Origin of the sequence: Pseudomonas sp. PDM04 (assembly GCF_014851765.1) — a bacterium.
In the GTDB taxonomy this organism is placed as follows: Bacteria; Pseudomonadota; Gammaproteobacteria; order Pseudomonadales; family Pseudomonadaceae; genus Aquipseudomonas.
Map to the genome: position 1 here is coordinate 291,297 of NZ_JACVAI010000004.1, position 16,633 is coordinate 307,929.

Sequence of the window (16,633 nt, forward strand, 5' to 3'; positions counted from 1 at the left end):
ATGAAAGTGCCTGTTGCCAAGTAAAGACCCTGTAGCCACTATAGGGTCAAGCACCCATTTGGAGAGCAGCGTCATGAAAATCGGCGAACTGGCAAAATTGACCGACTGCGCGGTGGAAACCATCCGCTACTACGAGCGCGAGAACCTGCTGCCGGAACCGGCCCGCAGTGACGGCAACTACCGGGTCTATACCCAGGCTCACGCCGAACGCCTGACCTTTATCCGCAACTGCCGCACCCTCGACATGACGCTCGAGGAGATCCGCAGCCTGCTGGCGTTTCGCGACAGCCCGCAGGACCAGTGCGAAAGCGTGAATGCGCTGGTCGACGAACACATTCATCACGTGAAGGCACGGATCGACGGGTTGCTGGCGTTACAGGCGCAGTTGATCGACCTGCGCCGCCGCTGTGGCGAAGGGCCGGATATCGATCAGTGCGGGATCCTGCAGCGGCTGGAGGTCAGTGGCGGGGTGGTGGCGACGGAGGTCGAGCCTTCGCATGTGGGGCGTAGTCACGGCCACTGAACCCGTCATGAAACCCAGTGTGGGAGCGAGCCTGCTCGCGAATGCAGTGGATCATTCAACCGTGAAGTCGACTGATGTAGCGCTTTCGCAAGCAAGCTCGCTCCCCCAGCGATTGCGTATTTTTCAAACGGCCATCGGCGCCGTCATCGGCGCATGGTGCTGATAACCCTCTAGCGAGAAATCACCCGGCTCGATCAACTCCAGCCATTCCGGCTGATACACACCCGTCCTGGAAAACTCCGGCACACGGTCGCTGATCACCAGTTTCGGCATCGGGAACGGCTCGCGCGTGAGCTGTTCGTTGAGCATGTCCAGGTGATTTTCGTAGACGTGCGCGTCACCGATGAAATAAGTGAACCAGCGCGGCGTATAACCGGTCAGGCGACCGATCAGGCTCAGCAGTGCCGCGCCCTCGGTGAGGTTGAACGGCGTGCCCAGGCCCAGGTCGTTGGAGCGGATGTAGAGGGTCAGGGAAATCTCTCTGGTCTCGACATTCGGGTGGAACTGATACAACAGATGGCACGGCGGCAAGGCCATTTCATCGAGTTGCGCAACGTTCCAACCGTGGAACAGGATGCGGCGGCTGCCCGGGTCCTTGATGATGGTGTCGACGCACTGGCGGACCTGATCGATCGCCTTGTACAGCACCACGTAGGCCTGGCCGTCCTCTTCGCCTTCGGCGATCTGGCGATAGCCCTGGCTCAAGGTCTGCTCGATGGCGGCCTGGTTACTGAGCGGGATCTGCTTGTACGCCGGCCACTTGCGCCATTGCACGCCATAGATCTCGCCGAGGTCGTCTTCGCCCTGGCGGAACGGGTTGGCCAGCCACTGGGCGTTTTCGTTGGCGTTCTGGTCCCAGACCTTGCAACCCAGCGCGCGGAACTCGGCGGCATTGTTCACCCCACGCAGGAAGCCGCACATTTCGCCAATGGCCGACTTGAAGGCCATCTTGCGGGTGGTGATCGCCGGAAAACCTTCCTGCAGGTCATAACGCAGCATCGCGCCGGGGAAGCTGATGGTGTTCACGCCAGTGCGGTTGGCTTGCTTGGTGCCGTTCTTGATGACGTGGGCGACCAGTTCGAGATATTGCTTCATGAGTTACCTGTGTCCTTGAACCCGGGGCCGGAGCCCCGGGGTTCGAATTTATGCAGCAGCCGCTGGCGGCGCCGGTGCGCGATTGTAGGCCAGCCAGATCAGGAACAGGCCGCCGATGATCATCGGCACGCACAGCACCTGACCCATGGTCAGCCAGTTCCAGGCCAGGTAGCCCAGTTGCGCATCCGGTACGCGGACGAATTCGACGATGAACCGGAAGATCCCGTAGAACAGCGCGAACATCCCCGACACCGCCATGGTGGGCCGCGGCTTGCGCGAGTACAGCCACAGGATCAGGAACAGCGCGACGCCTTCCAGGGCGAACTGGTACAGCTGCGACGGGTGACGCGGCAGTTGTGCCGGATCGCTGAACGGCGGGAACACCATGGCCCACGGCACGTCGGTGGCCTTGCCCCACAATTCGGCGTTGATGAAATTGCCGATACGCCCGGCGCCCAGGCCGATCGGCACCATCGGCGCCACGAAGTCCATCAGCTGGAAGAACGACTTGTTGTGCTTCTTGCCGAACCACAGCGCTGCCAGCATCACGCCGATGAAGCCGCCATGGAAGGACATGCCGCCCTTCCACACCTCGAAAATCAGCATCGGGTTGGCGAGGTAGGCACTCAGATCGTAGAACAGCACGTAACCCAGGCGACCGCCGACGATGACGCCCATCGACATCCAGAACACCATGTCGGAGAGTTTCTCCTTGGTCCAGGTCGGGTCGAAGCGGTTGAGCCGGCGCGACGCCAGCAGCCACGCACCGCCGATGCCGATCAGGTACATCAAGCCGTACCAGTGGATTTTCAGCGGACCGATGGCCAGGGCCACCGGGTCGATCTGCGGGTAAGGCAGCATTGCGACTCCTCGTAAGCGTTGAAACATTGAAAATTCCCGGGCGACGCTGTCACGCCAGGATTAAGCCAGGATTGCGGTGCCTCAGAGCAGGAAGTTCAAACCCACGCAGAACAGCAAAGCGGCGAACAGCCTTTTCAGCAAGCGCGGCGACAGCCTGTGGGCCAGTCGCGCCCCCAGGCGGGCGAAGACCATGCTGGTCAGGGCAATGCCCAGCAGCGCCGGCAGATAAACGAAACCGAGACTATGGGCCGGCAACAGCGGATCGTGCCACCCCAGAATCATGAAACTCAATGCACTGGCCAAGGCGATTGGCAGGCCGCAGGCCGACGACGTCGCCACGGCTTGCTGCATCGGCACGCTGCGCCAGGTCAGAAACGGCACGGTCAGCGACCCGCCGCCAATCCCGAAGATCGCCGAGGCCCAGCCAATGACGGTGCCCGCCAGGGTCAGACCGACTTTGCCGGGCACCGTTCGGCTGGCCTTGGGCTTGACGTCCAGCATCAGTTGCACGGCGATGACCAGGGCGAACACGCCGATGATCTTCTGCAGGTTGGGCCCGGAGATCGCTTCTGCGGTCAGCGCGCCGACACCGGCCCCCATCAGGATACCGACGGTCATCCAGGCGAAGATCGGCCAACGCACGGCGCCGCGACGATGATGCTCGCGCACCGCGTTGACCGAGGTGAAGATGATCGTCGCCAGGGAGGTGCCGACCGCCAGGTGCGTCAGGATCGAGGCATCGAAACCCTGCAGGGTGAAACTGAACACCAGCACGGGCACGATGATGATTCCGCCACCGACGCCAAACAGGCCGGCCAGCACGCCTGCGCAGGCGCCAAGCGCCAGATAGAGCAGAAACTCCATGGATGATCCCTACTCTCGAGTCAAAACCGGATCGGCATGGTAACGGATGCACGGCCTCCGGCTCTACTGTGAAGCCGATGGATCGATGAGCGATGTCTGCGTAGAGTGGGCAAAAACACACAGGGACCACCTTATGTGCCTGATTGTCTTTGCCTGGCGCCCGGGTCATGCCCTGCCGCTGATCGTCGCGGCCAACCGCGACGAATTCTATGCCCGGCCCAGCCAGCCACTGGCGCAATGGCCGCACGCCCCGCAGGTCTATGCCGGCCGCGACCTGGAGGCCGGGGGCACCTGGCTCGGGGTCGGCGCCAACGGGCGCTTTGCCGCGCTGACCAATATCCGCGATCCCCACCAACCGGCCGCACGCAAATCCCGTGGCGAACTGGTCGCGCGCTTTCTCGGCGGCGAGATGCCGATCGATGACTATCTGGACGACGTTGTCGGCCGTTCGCTGGAATATGCCGGGTTCAACCTGCTGGTCGGCAATGCCAACGAGTTGTGGTACTACCACGCCCGCGCCGCCGAGGCGGTGATGTTGCAGCCGGGGGTCTACGGTTTGTCGAATGCGGGGCTGGACACGCCGTGGCCGAAGTTGCTCAAGGCCCGGGCCATGCTGCAGACGGTGCTGGACGACCCGCAGCCCGAGGCGTTGCTGGCGCTGCTCAGTGACACGCAGACGGCGCCGTTCGCCGAGCTGCCGGACACCGGAGTGGGGCTGGCGACCGAGACGCTGTTGTCGAGCGTGTTCATTGCCAGCCAGAGTTACGGCACGCGGGCAAGTACGGCGTTGATTGTCCGGGCGGATGGTTCGCGGCAGATGGTTGAGCGGAGTTTCGGGCCCTATGGCGGGCATCTTGGGGAGGTGCACATCCGCGTATAGCGTTGTCCGGGCTGACGCCCTCGCGAGCAAGCTCGCTCCCACATGGGGTCTGTGTACACAGTTCCACCGTGGGCGCGAGCCTGTTCGCGAAGGCGCCCTCGGGGTTTCAGAGGGCCTTGGCCGCCGCCGGGTTGACCATCCGCGCCAACCCGAGGTTCTTCAGCGCCAGTTGCAGCGAGCTGTGGATCACCTGCGGGTTGTCGATGGTCATCAATTCGGCCAGCAACTCCTTGGCCATGTCCAGGTTGATCTGGCGCAGCATCCACTTCACCTTCGGCAGGTTGGTGGCGTTCATCGACAGGCTGTCGAAACCCATCGCCATCAACAACACCGCCGCCGCCGGGTCGCCGGCCATCTCGCCGCAGATACTCACCGGCTTGCCTTCGGCATGGGCGTCGCGCACCACGTTCTGCAACGCCTGGAGCACCGCCGGGTGCAGGTAGTCGTAGAGATCGGCCACTCGTGGGTTGTTACGGTCCACGGCCAGCAGGTACTGGGTCAGGTCGTTGGAGCCGACCGACAGGAAGTCCACCTGCCGCGCCAGTTCCTTGGTCTGGTACACCGCTGCCGGTATCTCGATCATCACGCCAATCGGCGGCATCGGCACGTCGGTGCCTTCGTCGCGCACTTCGCCCCAGGCCCGGTGAATCAGGTGCAGGGCTTCTTCGAGTTCATGAATGCCGGAGATCATCGGCAGCAGAATGCGCAGGTTGTTCAGGCCTTCGCTGGCCTTGAGCATCGCGCGGGTCTGCACCAGGAAGATTTCCGGGTGGTCGAGGGTGACGCGAATCCCGCGCCAGCCAAGGAACGGGTTGTCTTCCTTGATCGGGAAGTACGACAGCGCCTTGTCGCCACCGATGTCCAGCGTACGCATGGTCACCGGTTGCGGGTGGAACGCGGCGAGCTGCTCGCGATAGATCGCCAACTGCTCCTTTTCGCTGGGAAAACGCTGGTTGATCATGAACGGCACTTCGGTGCGGTACAGACCTACGCCTTCGGCACCGCGCTTCTGCGCCCGCGCCACGTCCGCCAACAGGCCGGTGTTGACCCACAGCGGCATGCGGTGACCGTCGACGGTCACGCACGGCAGGTCGCGCAGGGAGTCGAGGCCCAGGGCCAGTTGCTTCTCTTCTTCCACCACCTCGGCAAATTGCTTGCGCAATACTTCGCTGGGGTTGGTGAAGACCTCACCGCGATGGCCGTCGACGATCATGTCGATGCCGTCGACCTTGGCGTACGGCAGGTCGACCAGGCCCATCACCGTCGGGATGCCCATGGCCCGGGCCAGGATCGCGACGTGGGAGTTGCCCGAGCCGAGCACCGAGACCAGGCCGACCAGGGTGCCTTCCGGCACCTCGCCGAGCATGGCCGGTGTCAGTTCCTCGGCGACCAGAATGGTTTTTTCCGGGTAGACCAGGTTCTGCTGGCGCTCTTCCTGCAGGTAGGCGAGCAGGCGACGCCCCAGGTCCTTGACGTCCGAGGCGCGCTCGCGCAGGTAGGCGTCGTCCATCAGTTCGAAACGGTTGACGTGATCGGTGACCACCTGGCGCAACGCGCCCTGGGCCCACTGGCCGGTCTTGATCACCGTGGTCACTTCATTACCCAGCGCGGCGTCGTCGAGCATCATCAGGTAGACGTCGAACAGCGCCCGCTCCTCGGGCCGCAACTGGGTGGCCAGCTTGGCGGACAAGGCACGCATGTCGGCGCGTACGCCTTCGATGGCGGTCTTGAACAGCTTCAGCTCGGCGTCGATGTCGGTGATGGTCTTGTCCGGCACCACGTCCAGGTCGGCCGGTGGCAGCATGACCACTGCGGTGCCGACCGCCGCGCCCGGCGAACCCGGCACGCCGACGAACTTGGCTTCCTGGATGCCCTTGCCCTGGCGGCCCAGGCCGCGGATCGAACCGGTGGCCTCGGCGTGGGCGATAACGCCGGCGAGCTGCGCGCTCATGGTCACGAGGAAGGCTTCTTCACCTTCGTCGAACTGGCGACGTTCCTTTTGCTGGATGACCAACACGCCGACGACGCGACGGTGGTGGATGATCGGCGCCCCGAGGAAGGAGGCGTAGCGCTCTTCACCGGTCTCGGCGAAGTAGCGGTAGCGCGGGTGATCCGCGGCGTTTTCGAGGTTCAGGGGTTCTTCACGCGTGCCGACCAGGCCGACCAGACCTTCGTTGGGCGCCATGCTGACCTTGCCGATCGAGCGCTTGTTCAAGCCCTCGGTCGCCATCAGCACGAAGCGGTTGGTCTCGGGATCAAGCAGGTAGACCGAGCAGACCTGGCTGCCCATGGCCTCTTTGACGCGCAACACAATAATCCCCAACGCCGCCTTGAGATCCTTGGCGGAGTTAACTTCCTGGACGATCTTGCGCAGCGTATTGAGCATGGCTCGGGGTCGAACTCCGTCGTCAGTCGCGCGCTAAAAGGCGCGGGGCAAGCTCTTTGAGAGCGCGTCGATACACCTCGCGCTTGAATGTCACCACCTGGCCCAACGGATACCAATAGCTGACCCAGCGCCAGCCATCGAACTCCGGTTTACCGGTCAAATCCATCCGCACCCGCTGCTCGTTGGAGATCAGGCGCAGGAGAAACCATTTCTGCTTCTGGCCGATGCACAGCGGTTGGCTGTGGGTACGGACCAGGCGTTGCGGCAAACGATAGCGCAACCAGCCCCGGGTACAGGCGAGAATTTCAACATCCTCGCGCTCCAGGCCCACTTCTTCGTTCAGCTCGCGGTACAAGGCGTCCTCCGGCGTCTCCTGAGGGTTGATCCCCCCCTGCGGAAACTGCCAGGCATCCTGATTGATACGGCGAGCCCATAGCACCTGTCCGGCATCATTCGTGAGAATGATCCCGACATTGGGGCGGAAACCATCGGGGTCGATCACGGCAACAACCTCGCAAACGCATGTCGCCGCATTGTTCCACAAAGGTCGTGAAGGCAGCAACGCGCCGACCGACCTTATGTGCACTCTGGTGAAAAGTCCGTATTCTGGGCGCCTTTCTACAGACTTTTCAGCGAGTAACCGCAATGCGCCTGGCTTTATTCGACTTGGACAACACCCTCCTGGGCGGCGACAGTGACCACGCCTGGGGCGATTACCTGTGTGAACGCGGCTTCCTCGACGCCGTGGCCTACAAGACCCGCAACGATGCGTTCTACCAGGACTACCTGGCCGGCCAGCTGGATAACGCCGCCTACCTGAATTTCTGCCTTGAAGTGCTGGGCCGCACCGAAATGGCCACGCTGGACCAATGGCACCTGGACTACATGCGCGACTGCATCGAACCCATCGTGCTGCCCAAGGCCATGGCGCTGCTGGCCAAACACCGTGAAGCGGGTGACAAGCTGGTGATCATCACCGCCACCAACCGTTTTGTCACCGGGCCAATTGCCGCACGACTGGGCGTCGACACCCTGATCGCCACCGAATGCGAAATGGTCGATGGTCGCTACACCGGGCGCAGCACCGACATCCCTTGCTTCCGGGAAGGCAAGGTGACGCGGCTGAACCGCTGGCTGGAAGAAACCGGGCATTCGCTGCAGGACAGCTACTTCTATAGCGACTCGATGAATGACTTGCCGCTGCTGGAGCAGGTGGACAACCCGGTGGCGGTCGATCCGGACCCGAACCTGCGCGCCGAGGCCGAGAAGCGTGGCTGGCCGGTGATTTCGTTGCGAGGCTGACATCGCTATCGCGAGCCGGCTCGCTCCCACAAGAGATCCCCTTCCAGGTGGGAGCGAGCCTGCTCGCGAAAGGTCCAGCCCGACTCAGCGCCCTAAACCGGCTTGGCCCCCATCAACCCCGCAATCGCGATGAAACAGACAAAACCGAACATCGCCAGCACAACGCTGAACTTGCCCACGCTGCCCGGCGTCCCCCGCAGCCTGTTCAGCCGCACCAACAGCCAGAACCACGCCAGCGCCGCCACGGTATAAAGCACGCTGGAGGCCAGCAGCCAGGTCTGCCCCAACGGCCAGCCCACCTGATGCACCATCGACCAGCCGGTAAACGGCAGGCTCAGCAACGCCAGCCCCATCACCAGCCAGACGAAAACCCGAGGCCGCTGCAGCGTGCGGCTGGCGGCCGTGGCATCCCCCTTGCGCCGGGCATGCCAGACCCAGATCGCCAGCCCCAGCGCGCCGAGCAACAGCAGCACCGTGGCCACGACATGCGCCAGTTTCAGGGCGGTCAACGTTTCCATGGTTCGATTTCCTTATGCGTTGCCCATCAGCGTAGCCGCTCAGCCAAGAAACAGCTGGTAAGCCGGGTTGTCGCTCTCGTCCCAGTACGGATAGCCGATTTCCTCGAGGGCCGCCGGCACCAGATGGCGTTCATCGTGCGGCACCTGCAGGCCCGCAACCACCCGGCCGTCCGCCGCACCGTGGTTGCGGTAGTGGAACATCGAAATGTTCCAGCGACCGCCAAGCTTGTTGAGGAAGTTGAACAGCGCCCCCGGCCGCTCCGGGAATTCGAAACGCAGCACCACTTCATCGACGACCTGGGCCGCGCGGCCACCGACCATATGACGGATGTGCAGCTTGGCCAGTTCGTTGTCGGTCAGGTCCAGCACCGGAAAACCCTGCCCGGTCAGGCTGGCAATCAGTGCGCTGCGCGGATCGTTTTCCGGGTGCGTCTGCACGCCGACGAAGATGTGCGCTTCGCTGCCGGTGCTGTAGCGATAGTTGAATTCGGTGATCTGGCGCTTGCCGATGGCTTCGCAGAAAGCCTTGAAGCTGCCCGGTTTCTCGGGAATGGTCACGGCGATGATGGCTTCGCGGCCTTCACCCAGTTCGGCGCGTTCGGCCACATGCCGCAAGCGGTCGAAGTTGACGTTGGCACCGGAATCGATGGCCACGAAGGTGTGGCCCGTGACCCCGCGCTGCTCGACGTACTTCTTGATCCCGGCCACGCCCAGGGCGCCGGCAGGTTCGGTGATCGAGCGGGTATCGTCATAGATATCCTTGATGGCAGCGCAGATCTCGTCGGTGCTGACGGTAATCACCTCGTCGACATGATCCTTGCAGATGTCAAAGGTGTGCTGGCCGATCTGCGCGACCGCGACGCCGTCGGCAAAGATGCCCACCGTCGGCAGGACCACGCGTTCGCCCGCCGCCATGGCGGCTTGCAGGCAATTGGAGTCATCCGGCTCCACGCCAATGATTTTGATGTCCGGACGCAGGTATTTGGCGTACGCCGCAATACCGGCGATCAGGCCACCGCCGCCCACCGGAACGAAGATCGCATCCAGCCGGCCCGGGTGCTGGCGCAGGATCTCCATCGCCACCGTGCCTTGCCCGGCAATGGTGTGGGGATCGTCGTAGGGGTGGATGTAGACGTAGCCTTTTTCATCGACCAGTTTCAGCGAGTAGGCCAGGGCTTCCGGGAACGAGTCCCCGTGCAGCACCACTTTGCCGCCGCGTGAACGCACGCCTTCGACCTTGATTTCCGGGGTGGTCTTGGGCATGACGATGGTGGCTTTGACCCCCAGCACTTTCGCGGCCAGGGCCAGGCCCTGGGCGTGGTTGCCCGCCGATGCGGTGACGACGCCACGGGCGCGCTCTTCGTCGCTCAGTTGCGTCAGCTTGTTGTAGGCCCCGCGAATCTTGAACGAGAACACCGGCTGCAAGTCTTCGCGCTTGAGCAGAATATGGTTGCCCAGCCGTTCGGAAAGCTGGCGGGCAGCTTGCAGCGGGGTTTCTACGGCAACGTCATAAACGCGCGAGGTGAGGATCTTTTTGACGTACTGTTCGAGCATCGGAAAGCATCACTGAGCGGGTTGGGCAGGGCCAGGGAGTCTAACCCGGCTTTCAGCCGTGCGACCACACGAATCAAGAGGTTTTGGTCGTGCAAGGGGCTATAATGCCGGCCTTTCCGTTTCCCCCTGCCCGCTTCCGGAGCCCGCATGACCCAGGATCAACTCAAACAGGCCGTGGCCCAGGCTGCCGTCGACTTCATCCTCCCGAAACTCGATGACAAGAGCATCGTCGGGGTCGGCACCGGCTCTACCGCCAACTGCTTCATCGATGCCCTGGCCCGGCACAAGGGCGCCTTCGATGGCGCGGTCGCCAGTTCCGAAGCCACCGCCGCGCGCCTCAAGGGCCACGGCATCCCGGTGTACGAGCTCAATACCGTCAGCGACCTGGAGTTCTACGTCGACGGCGCCGACGAAAGCGATGAGCACCTGAACCTGATCAAGGGCGGCGGCGCAGCCCTGACCCGCGAGAAGATCGTCGCCGCCGTGGCCAAGACGTTCATCTGCATCGCCGACGCCAGCAAACTGGTGCCCGTGCTCGGGGCGTTCCCGCTGCCGGTTGAAGTGATTCCAATGGCCCGCAGCCACGTGGCCCGCCAACTGGTCAAGCTCGGCGGCGACCCGGTTTACCGTGAAGGCGTGCTGACCGACAACGGCAACATCATCCTCGACGTGTTCAACCTGCAGATCACCAACCCGGTGGAACTGGAAACGCAGATCAATGCGATTGTCGGCGTGGTCACCAACGGCCTGTTCGCCGCCCGGCCGGCGGACCTGCTGTTGCTGGGCACGAGCGAAGGCGTGAAAACCCTGCGCGCGGAGTAACGCCATCCGGGAGCGAGCCTGCTCGCGACAGGGTCTATCAGACAACGTTGAATGTCCGGCCGCATCGCGAGCAGGCTCGCTTCCACATCTGGGTCGAGACGTACCGGTCAGGGCTGCGCCGGCTTCCTGAACACGTAGAACAGGTTCGGCTCGCTCACCAGGTACAGGGTGCCGTCGTCATCCATGGCGATGCCTTCCGCTTGCGGCACGGTCTTTTTCAGCCCGTGGCGCCCCTTACCCAATGACAGGGTACTGAGCGGCCGCCCGTCCACATCCAGCTCCAGAATCAGCCCCGACTCATCGGAGAGCGCCAGCAAATGGCCGCTGCGTTCGTCGTATTGCAGGCTCGACAAGTCCCGGACAAACATCCCGGCATCGCGCTTGGGATTGTTGACCACATGCACCGCGTAGGATTTTTCCGGGTTGTGATGCGGGAACCCCTGCACTTCATAGATCAGCATCGGGTCGCGTTCCTTGGCGACAAACAGGCGCTTGCCCACCGAGTCATAGGCCAACCCTTCGAAGCCCTTGTTGCTGCTAATGTGCATGCCCAGCGTCATCTGCTCGGCTTCCGCGGCGTCGAGAAACGTGGTGTCTTGCTCGACATGAATCTTGATCAGCCGCTGCTGGCGTTCATCGGTGATCACGTAGGTGTCGGCGCTGATGAACTCCACGGCTTCCGGGTCGCCGAAACCGACCAGGGCAATGCGCCGGATGATCTGCCCCTCGTGGGACAACTCGATCAGTTCGGAATTTTTGTTGGTGACGGTGAACAGGCTCTTGCGCACCGGATCGAAGGTCAGCGCCGACACGTCGTCATCCAGGCCCTCGATGCTGCGGCCCTCGACCGTGACTTGATAGTGACCCAGCCCGATGGACTGAGCGCTTTCCGGCTGCCAAAGCGTATTCAGGTTGAACCAGGCGCGCTCGAACAATCGCAGGTACTGGCCGACCGCAACCAGTACGAGCAGCGCGATCGCCAACAGGATCAGCATCAGGGGTTTGGGACGGGCAAATCGGCGCATTCAGGCAGACTCGGGATCAGGACAGGTGGATGAAATACCACGGCAGTCTGAATTCAAGCTTAATGGCCATTAGCCCAAGCCTACAACTGAGCGTTATCTTTCCTACAAAACACAGCTCAGTGCTGCTTCTCGAAACGATAGAACAGGTTGGGTTCGCTGACCATGTACAGCGTGCCCGCCTCGTCCATGGTCACACCTTCGGCTCGGGGAATGGTCTTTTTCAGGCCATTGAAACCGCCGAGCAAGGTCATGAAGCTCACTTGTTCGCCCTTCTCGTCCAACTCCAGCAACAGATGCGAATCAGCGGACAATGCCAGCGTATGCCGGGTGCGTGGATCAATGGCCAGCGCCGACAGATTGCGGATGTCCAATTCGTCACTGGCCAGCTTTTGCTTGTCGCCGGTCAGTGTCTGACCATCGCTGCTCTTCCAGGTGAACAGTGCCGCGGGCCGCTCTTCACCCAGCAGCATCTGCTGCTTGTGCGCATCCCAGACGACCGCTTCGAAGGCCTTGTTCTGGTCCTCCGACGGACCGAGATCGTATTTCGGAAAGTTGGCGATATTCAGCTCGCGGGTGTCGGCGTCGACCTTGACGATGGTCAGCAGATGTTCGCGCTCATCGACGATGGCCAGCAGGCCGTTGCCCATGACCGTCACCGCTTCCGGGTTGCTCCAGCCCACCAGCGGCATCTTGCGCAGCACTTCGCCCTGCAGGGTCAGCTCGGCCAGGAACGGGTTCTTGCCCATGACCGCGAACAGGGTTTTGGTTTGAGGGTTGTACGCCAGGTCGGACGCCTCGTCCTTTTCCATCCCCGGCAGGGGCTTGGCATCGATCACCACCCGGTAATCCGGCAGCCAGATGCTTTCCTGGCGTTCGGCGGGGCTTTCGAAACGCTCAAGCACCCAGAGGATGCCACGGTCGTCCCAATGCATCGCGAACGCGAGGCCGTACGCTGCGGCAACCGCCAACAAAAGCCAGGAATACCAGCGCATGAAAAAGCGCGGGCGGCGGGCAGTCTTGAGCGTGGGCAACGGTTGAGTGGCCATCGGGGATGCTTTCCAGAAATTCAGGCTAAGGGTAATAGCACAATTGGGACCGGCTCAGACGCCGCAAGCCCCGGAATTATCCAGACCAGATGTGAAAAAAACGGCAAATGGCGGGATTGCCCTGTGAACTCACACACCAATCCCCCTGCAGGAGCGAGCAGGTTCGCTCCTGCAGAGCGGGGGCGCCGAGTCAGCGCACGCTGCTGGTAAAGCGGCTGGCGCCCGGCAGTTCGAGGACGATCTCATCGCCCACATTCAGCGGGCCGACGCCCACCGGCGTGCCGGTCAGGATCACGTCACCGGCTTGCAGCGAGAAGCAGCCCGCCATGTATTGGATCATCGGCACGATCGGGTTGAGCATCACGCTGCTGTTGCCATCCTGACGGACTTCACCGTTGATGGTCAGGCGAATGCCGATGTCGGTCAGGTCGGCGAAGGTGCTGCCGGACACGAACGGGGCAATCACTGCCGCGCCGTCGAAGGACTTGGCGATTTCCCAGGGCAGGCCCTTGGATTTCAACTCGGCCTGCTTGTCGCGCAAGGTCAGGTCCAGGGCCGGTGCAAAACCGGAAATCGCGTCGAGCACTTCCTCACGGCTGGGTTTGGTCGACAGCGGCTTGCCGATCAACACCGCGATTTCTGCCTCGTAATGCACCGAGCCACGCTCGGTCGGAATGCTGAAGCCGCCTTCAAGGGGGACGACGCAGCTGCCTGGCTTGATGAACAGCAAGGGCTCCGTAGGGACCGGGTTGTCCAGTTCCTTGGCGTGTTCGGCGTAGTTACGCCCGATGCACACCACTTTTCCCAACGGAAAGTGGATACGTGTGCCGTCGACATACTGGTGCTGATAGCTCATGACCGACTCCTGGTTCGTGACTCTTGAATTCAAACGTCAAACAGCGAAAATCTTGCCCGGGTTCATGATGCCATTCGGATCGAATACCGCCTTGAGCGCTTTCATGTACTCGATCTCAACCGGTGAGCGGCTGTAGGTCAAGTAATCACGCTTGGTCATGCCCACGCCGTGCTCGGCGGAAATCGAGCCGTTGTACTTCTCGACGGTTTCAAACACCCACTTGTTGACCGTTGCGCACTTGGCGAAAAACTCGTCCTTGCTGAGGTTATCCGGCTTGAGAATATTCAGGTGCAGGTTGCCGTCCCCGATGTGACCGAACCAGACGATTTCGAAATCCGGGTAATGTTCACCGACGATCGCGTCGATTTCCTTCAGGAAGGCCGGCACTTTCGACACAGTGACCGAAATGTCGTTCTTGTACGGGGTCCAGTGGGAAATGGTTTCGGAGATGTACTCGCGCAGCTTCCACAGGTTCTGCAATTGGGTTTCGCTCTGGCTCATCACGCCATCGAGCACCCAGCCCTGTTCGACGCAGTGCTCGAAGGTTTCCAGGGCCTGGTTGGCCACTTCTTCGGTGGTCGCTTCGAATTCCAGCAGGGCATAGAACGGGCATTCCGTGTCGAAGGGCGCCGGCACGTCACCGCGGGCCATGACCTTGGCCAGGGCCTTGTCGGAGAAAAATTCGAAGGCGGTCAGGTCGAGCTTGCCCTGGAAGGCGTGCAACACCGGCATGATCGCGTCGAAATCGGCGGTGCCGAGCACCATGGCAGTGAGGTTCTTGGGTGCCCGGTCCAGGCGCATGGTCGCCTCGACCACGAAACCAAGGGTGCCTTCGGCGCCGATGAACAGCTGGCGCATGTCGTAGCCGGTGGCGTTCTTGATCAGGTCGCGGTTCAGTTCAAGGACATCGCCCTTGCCGGTGACCACTTTCATGCCGGCGACCCAGTTGCGGGTCATGCCGTAGCGAATCACTTTGATTCCGCCGGCATTGGTGCCGATATTGCCGCCAATCTGGCTGGAACCTGCAGACGCGAAGTCCACCGGGTAATACAGGCCCTGTTCTTCGGCAACGTTTTGCAGGTGCTCGGTGACCACGCCGGGTTGGCACACGGCGGTACGGTCGGTCAGGTTCACATCGAGGATCTGATTCATGTAGTCGAACGACACCACCACTTCGCCATTCGCCGCCACGGCCGCCGCCGACAGCCCGGTGCGCCCGCCCGACGGCACCAGCGCCACCTTGTGTTGGTTGGCCCAACGGACAATGGCCTGGACCTGTTCGATGGTCTTGGGAAACACGATCGCCGTCGGTGCCGGCGCGAAATGCTTGGTCCAATCCTTGCCGTAAGCATTCAGGGAGTCGGCATCGGTCAGGACCTTGCCAGGCTCGACCAGAGACTTCAGTTCATCAATCAGGGCAGGATTGGTCATCGACAGAACTCTCGAACAATTCATGGTCATCCTGAGAACGCTTCACGTCGCAGGAACGGGTGTTTAGCGGGGCGCTTATGCTAGCATACCGACCCCGCAGCATAGTGCCCAACGGCGCTGCTGCGGCGACGGCTTTGTTGCCGTCGGGGTCAGCTCCAGGCTGTTCCTTCCTGCCATTTTTCTCCGGGATACAGGTTTACGCAGATGAGCAAGACTTCTCTCGATAAGAGCAAGATCAAGTTCCTTCTTCTCGAAGGCGTCCACCAATCGGCTGTCGACGTCCTCAAGTCGTCCGGCTACACCAGCATCGAGTACCTCACCGGTTCTCTGCCGGAAGCCCAACTGAAGGAAAAGATCGCCGATGCTCACTTCATCGGCATTCGCTCCCGCACGCAACTGACCGAAGAGATCTTCGACCACGCGAAGAAGCTTGTGGCGGTGGGTTGCTTCTGCATCGGGACCAACCAGGTTGACCTGAACGCGGCCCGCGAGCGCGGCATCGCCGTATTCAACGCGCCGTACTCCAACACCCGCTCCGTTGCCGAGCTGGTGCTGGCCGAAGCGATCCTGTTGCTGCGCGGCATCCCTGAGAAGAACGCTTCCTGCCACCGTGGCGGCTGGATCAAGAGCGCGGCCAATTCCTTCGAGATCCGCGGCAAGAAGCTGGGCATCGTCGGTTACGGCTCGATCGGCACGCAGCTGTCGGTCCTGGCCGAAGGCCTGGGCATGCAGGTGTACTTCTACGACACCGTGACCAAGCTGCCACTGGGCAACGCGACCCAGGTCGGCAACCTGCACGAACTGCTGGGCATGTCCGACATCGTGACCCTGCACGTGCCGGAAACCGCTGCGACCCAGTGGATGATCGGCGAGAAGGAAATCCGCGCCATCAAGAAAGGCGGCATCCTGATCAACGCCGCTCGCGGCACCGTGGTCGAGCTGGACCACCTCGCGGCGGCCATCAAGGACAAGCACCTGATCGGCGCGGCCATCGACGTATTCCCGGTGGAGCCACGCTCCAACGACGAAGAGTTCGAAAGCCCGCTGCGCGGCCTGGACAACGTGATCCTGACCCCGCACATCGGCGGCTCCACGGCCGAAGCCCAGGCCAACATCGGTCTGGAAGTGGCGGAAAAACTGGTCAAGTACAGCGACAACGGCACCTCGGTATCGTCGGTGAACTTCCCGGAAGTGGCCCTGCCGGCTCACCCTGGCAAGCACCGCCTGCTGCACATCCACGAGAACATTCCGGGTGTGATGAGCGAGATCAACAAGGTCTTCGCCGAAAACGGCATCAACATCTCCGGTCAGTTCCTGCAGACCAACGAGAAAGTCGGCTACGTGGTCATCGACGTCGACGCCGAGTACTCGGACCTGGCGCAAGAGAAGCTGCAGCACATCAACGGCACCATTCGTTGCCGCGTGCTGTTCTGATCGCGACTTGAGCGACAAAAAAGGGAGCCCTCGGGC

Annotated in this window: 16 protein-coding genes; 5 read left to right on the forward strand and 11 right to left on the reverse strand. The window is 62.1% G+C overall.

Annotated elements, in window-relative coordinates:
• Positions 1-73: 73 nt before the first annotated feature.
• The gene (cadR, locus tag IB249_RS17390; RefSeq protein ID WP_192306906.1) at positions 74-523 is read left to right on the forward strand and encodes a Cd(II)/Pb(II)-responsive transcriptional regulator; all 450 of its coding nucleotides are present in this window, start codon (positions 74-76) and stop codon (positions 521-523) included.
• Positions 524-646: 123 nt separating this feature from the next.
• On the opposite strand, the gene IB249_RS17395 is transcribed toward cadR, so the two are convergent.
• The 3 genes from IB249_RS17395 to IB249_RS17405 all read right to left on the reverse strand — a co-directional run bounded on the left by IB249_RS17395 (position 647) and on the right by IB249_RS17405 (position 3,343).
• Entirely contained in the window at positions 647-1,618 is a 972-nt protein-coding gene (locus IB249_RS17395; protein WP_192306908.1) for a thymidylate synthase, read from the reverse strand.
• Positions 1,619-1,666: 48 nt separating this feature from the next.
• Positions 1,667-2,479, reverse strand: a complete 813-nt coding sequence (gene lgt, locus IB249_RS17400; RefSeq protein ID WP_192306910.1) for a prolipoprotein diacylglyceryl transferase — start codon at positions 2,477-2,479, stop codon at positions 1,667-1,669.
• Positions 2,480-2,560: 81 nt separating this feature from the next.
• A complete protein-coding gene (locus IB249_RS17405; RefSeq protein ID WP_192306912.1) occupies positions 2,561-3,343 on the reverse strand; it encodes a sulfite exporter TauE/SafE family protein in 783 nt (260 codons plus the stop codon).
• A 133-nt stretch (positions 3,344-3,476) separates the two neighbouring features.
• Here IB249_RS17405 and IB249_RS17410 point away from each other — a divergent pair, with 133 nt between their 5' ends.
• Positions 3,477-4,223 (forward strand): NRDE family protein, encoded by a 747-nt coding sequence (locus IB249_RS17410; RefSeq protein WP_192306921.1) that lies wholly within the window; start codon positions 3,477-3,479, stop codon positions 4,221-4,223.
• A gap of 106 nt (positions 4,224-4,329) precedes the next feature.
• On the opposite strand, the gene ptsP is transcribed toward IB249_RS17410, so the two are convergent.
• Positions 4,330-6,609: a phosphoenolpyruvate--protein phosphotransferase gene (gene ptsP / locus IB249_RS17415; RefSeq protein ID WP_192306923.1), complete on the reverse strand. Its 2,280-nt coding sequence runs from the start codon at positions 6,607-6,609 to the stop codon at positions 4,330-4,332.
• A gap of 22 nt (positions 6,610-6,631) precedes the next feature.
• Positions 6,632-7,111: an RNA pyrophosphohydrolase gene (locus IB249_RS17420; RefSeq protein WP_007897732.1), complete on the reverse strand. Its 480-nt coding sequence runs from the start codon at positions 7,109-7,111 to the stop codon at positions 6,632-6,634.
• A 143-nt stretch (positions 7,112-7,254) separates the two neighbouring features.
• Between IB249_RS17420 and IB249_RS17425 the strand changes: the two genes are divergently transcribed.
• On the forward strand, positions 7,255-7,911 hold the full coding sequence (locus tag IB249_RS17425; protein WP_192306925.1) for an HAD family hydrolase: 657 nt from the start codon (positions 7,255-7,257) through the stop codon (positions 7,909-7,911).
• Positions 7,912-8,003: 92 nt separating this feature from the next.
• Here IB249_RS17425 and IB249_RS17430 read toward each other — a convergent pair whose 3' ends face one another.
• Both IB249_RS17430 and ilvA read right to left on the reverse strand, forming a co-directional pair.
• Complete coding sequence (locus IB249_RS17430) at positions 8,004-8,429, reverse strand: DUF2269 family protein (protein ID WP_192306926.1); 426 nt, start codon at positions 8,427-8,429, stop codon at positions 8,004-8,006.
• Positions 8,430-8,468: 39 nt separating this feature from the next.
• A complete protein-coding gene (ilvA, locus tag IB249_RS17435) occupies positions 8,469-9,983 on the reverse strand; it encodes a threonine ammonia-lyase, biosynthetic (RefSeq protein ID WP_192306928.1) in 1,515 nt (504 codons plus the stop codon).
• A gap of 147 nt (positions 9,984-10,130) precedes the next feature.
• Here ilvA and rpiA point away from each other — a divergent pair, with 147 nt between their 5' ends.
• Entirely contained in the window at positions 10,131-10,805 is a 675-nt protein-coding gene (gene rpiA / locus IB249_RS17440) for a ribose-5-phosphate isomerase RpiA (RefSeq protein WP_192306930.1), read from the forward strand.
• Between the two features lie 107 nt (positions 10,806-10,912).
• Here the strand turns inward: rpiA and IB249_RS17445 are convergent, their stop codons facing one another.
• The 4 genes from IB249_RS17445 to IB249_RS17460 all read right to left on the reverse strand — a co-directional run bounded on the left by IB249_RS17445 (position 10,913) and on the right by IB249_RS17460 (position 15,163).
• Complete coding sequence (locus tag IB249_RS17445; protein ID WP_192306932.1) at positions 10,913-11,830, reverse strand: SdiA-regulated domain-containing protein; 918 nt, start codon at positions 11,828-11,830, stop codon at positions 10,913-10,915.
• A gap of 116 nt (positions 11,831-11,946) precedes the next feature.
• Positions 11,947-12,876: an SdiA-regulated domain-containing protein gene (locus IB249_RS17450; protein WP_192306934.1), complete on the reverse strand. Its 930-nt coding sequence runs from the start codon at positions 12,874-12,876 to the stop codon at positions 11,947-11,949.
• A gap of 190 nt (positions 12,877-13,066) precedes the next feature.
• Positions 13,067-13,732: a fumarylacetoacetate hydrolase family protein gene (locus IB249_RS17455; protein WP_192306936.1), complete on the reverse strand. Its 666-nt coding sequence runs from the start codon at positions 13,730-13,732 to the stop codon at positions 13,067-13,069.
• A 36-nt stretch (positions 13,733-13,768) separates the two neighbouring features.
• Positions 13,769-15,163 carry an FAD-binding oxidoreductase gene (locus tag IB249_RS17460; RefSeq protein ID WP_192306938.1) on the reverse strand — a complete coding sequence of 465 codons (1,395 nt, stop codon included), beginning with the start codon at positions 15,161-15,163 and terminating at the stop codon, positions 13,769-13,771.
• 204 nt (positions 15,164-15,367) lie between these two features.
• Here IB249_RS17460 and serA point away from each other — a divergent pair, with 204 nt between their 5' ends.
• Complete coding sequence (gene serA, locus IB249_RS17465) at positions 15,368-16,597, forward strand: phosphoglycerate dehydrogenase (protein WP_192306940.1); 1,230 nt, start codon at positions 15,368-15,370, stop codon at positions 16,595-16,597.
• Positions 16,598-16,633: the final 36 nt, after the last annotated feature.

Excerpts from the sequence above, each read along its gene's own strand:
- rpiA (WP_192306930.1), top strand. The coding sequence starts at position 10,131 with ATGACCCAGGATCAACTCAAACAGGCCGTGGCCCAGGCTGCCGTCGAC.
- IB249_RS17405 (WP_192306912.1), bottom strand. The coding sequence starts at position 3,343 with ATGGAGTTTCTGCTCTATCTGGCGCTTGGCGCCTGCGCAGGCGTGCTG.
- IB249_RS17455 (WP_192306936.1), bottom strand. The coding sequence starts at position 13,732 with ATGAGCTATCAGCACCAGTATGTCGACGGCACACGTATCCACTTTCCG.
- IB249_RS17425 (WP_192306925.1), top strand. The coding sequence starts at position 7,255 with ATGCGCCTGGCTTTATTCGACTTGGACAACACCCTCCTGGGCGGCGAC.
- cadR (WP_192306906.1), top strand. The coding sequence starts at position 74 with ATGAAAATCGGCGAACTGGCAAAATTGACCGACTGCGCGGTGGAAACC.
- lgt (WP_192306910.1), bottom strand. The coding sequence starts at position 2,479 with ATGCTGCCTTACCCGCAGATCGACCCGGTGGCCCTGGCCATCGGTCCG.
- IB249_RS17395 (WP_192306908.1), bottom strand. The coding sequence starts at position 1,618 with ATGAAGCAATATCTCGAACTGGTCGCCCACGTCATCAAGAACGGCACC.
- serA (WP_192306940.1), top strand. The coding sequence starts at position 15,368 with ATGAGCAAGACTTCTCTCGATAAGAGCAAGATCAAGTTCCTTCTTCTC.
- IB249_RS17460 (WP_192306938.1), bottom strand. The coding sequence starts at position 15,163 with ATGACCAATCCTGCCCTGATTGATGAACTGAAGTCTCTGGTCGAGCCT.
- IB249_RS17410 (WP_192306921.1), top strand. The coding sequence starts at position 3,477 with ATGTGCCTGATTGTCTTTGCCTGGCGCCCGGGTCATGCCCTGCCGCTG.
- IB249_RS17450 (WP_192306934.1), bottom strand. The coding sequence starts at position 12,876 with ATGGCCACTCAACCGTTGCCCACGCTCAAGACTGCCCGCCGCCCGCGC.
- ilvA (WP_192306928.1), bottom strand. The coding sequence starts at position 9,983 with ATGCTCGAACAGTACGTCAAAAAGATCCTCACCTCGCGCGTTTATGAC.
- IB249_RS17445 (WP_192306932.1), bottom strand. The coding sequence starts at position 11,830 with ATGCGCCGATTTGCCCGTCCCAAACCCCTGATGCTGATCCTGTTGGCG.
- IB249_RS17430 (WP_192306926.1), bottom strand. The coding sequence starts at position 8,429 with ATGGAAACGTTGACCGCCCTGAAACTGGCGCATGTCGTGGCCACGGTG.
- ptsP (WP_192306923.1), bottom strand. The coding sequence starts at position 6,609 with ATGCTCAATACGCTGCGCAAGATCGTCCAGGAAGTTAACTCCGCCAAG.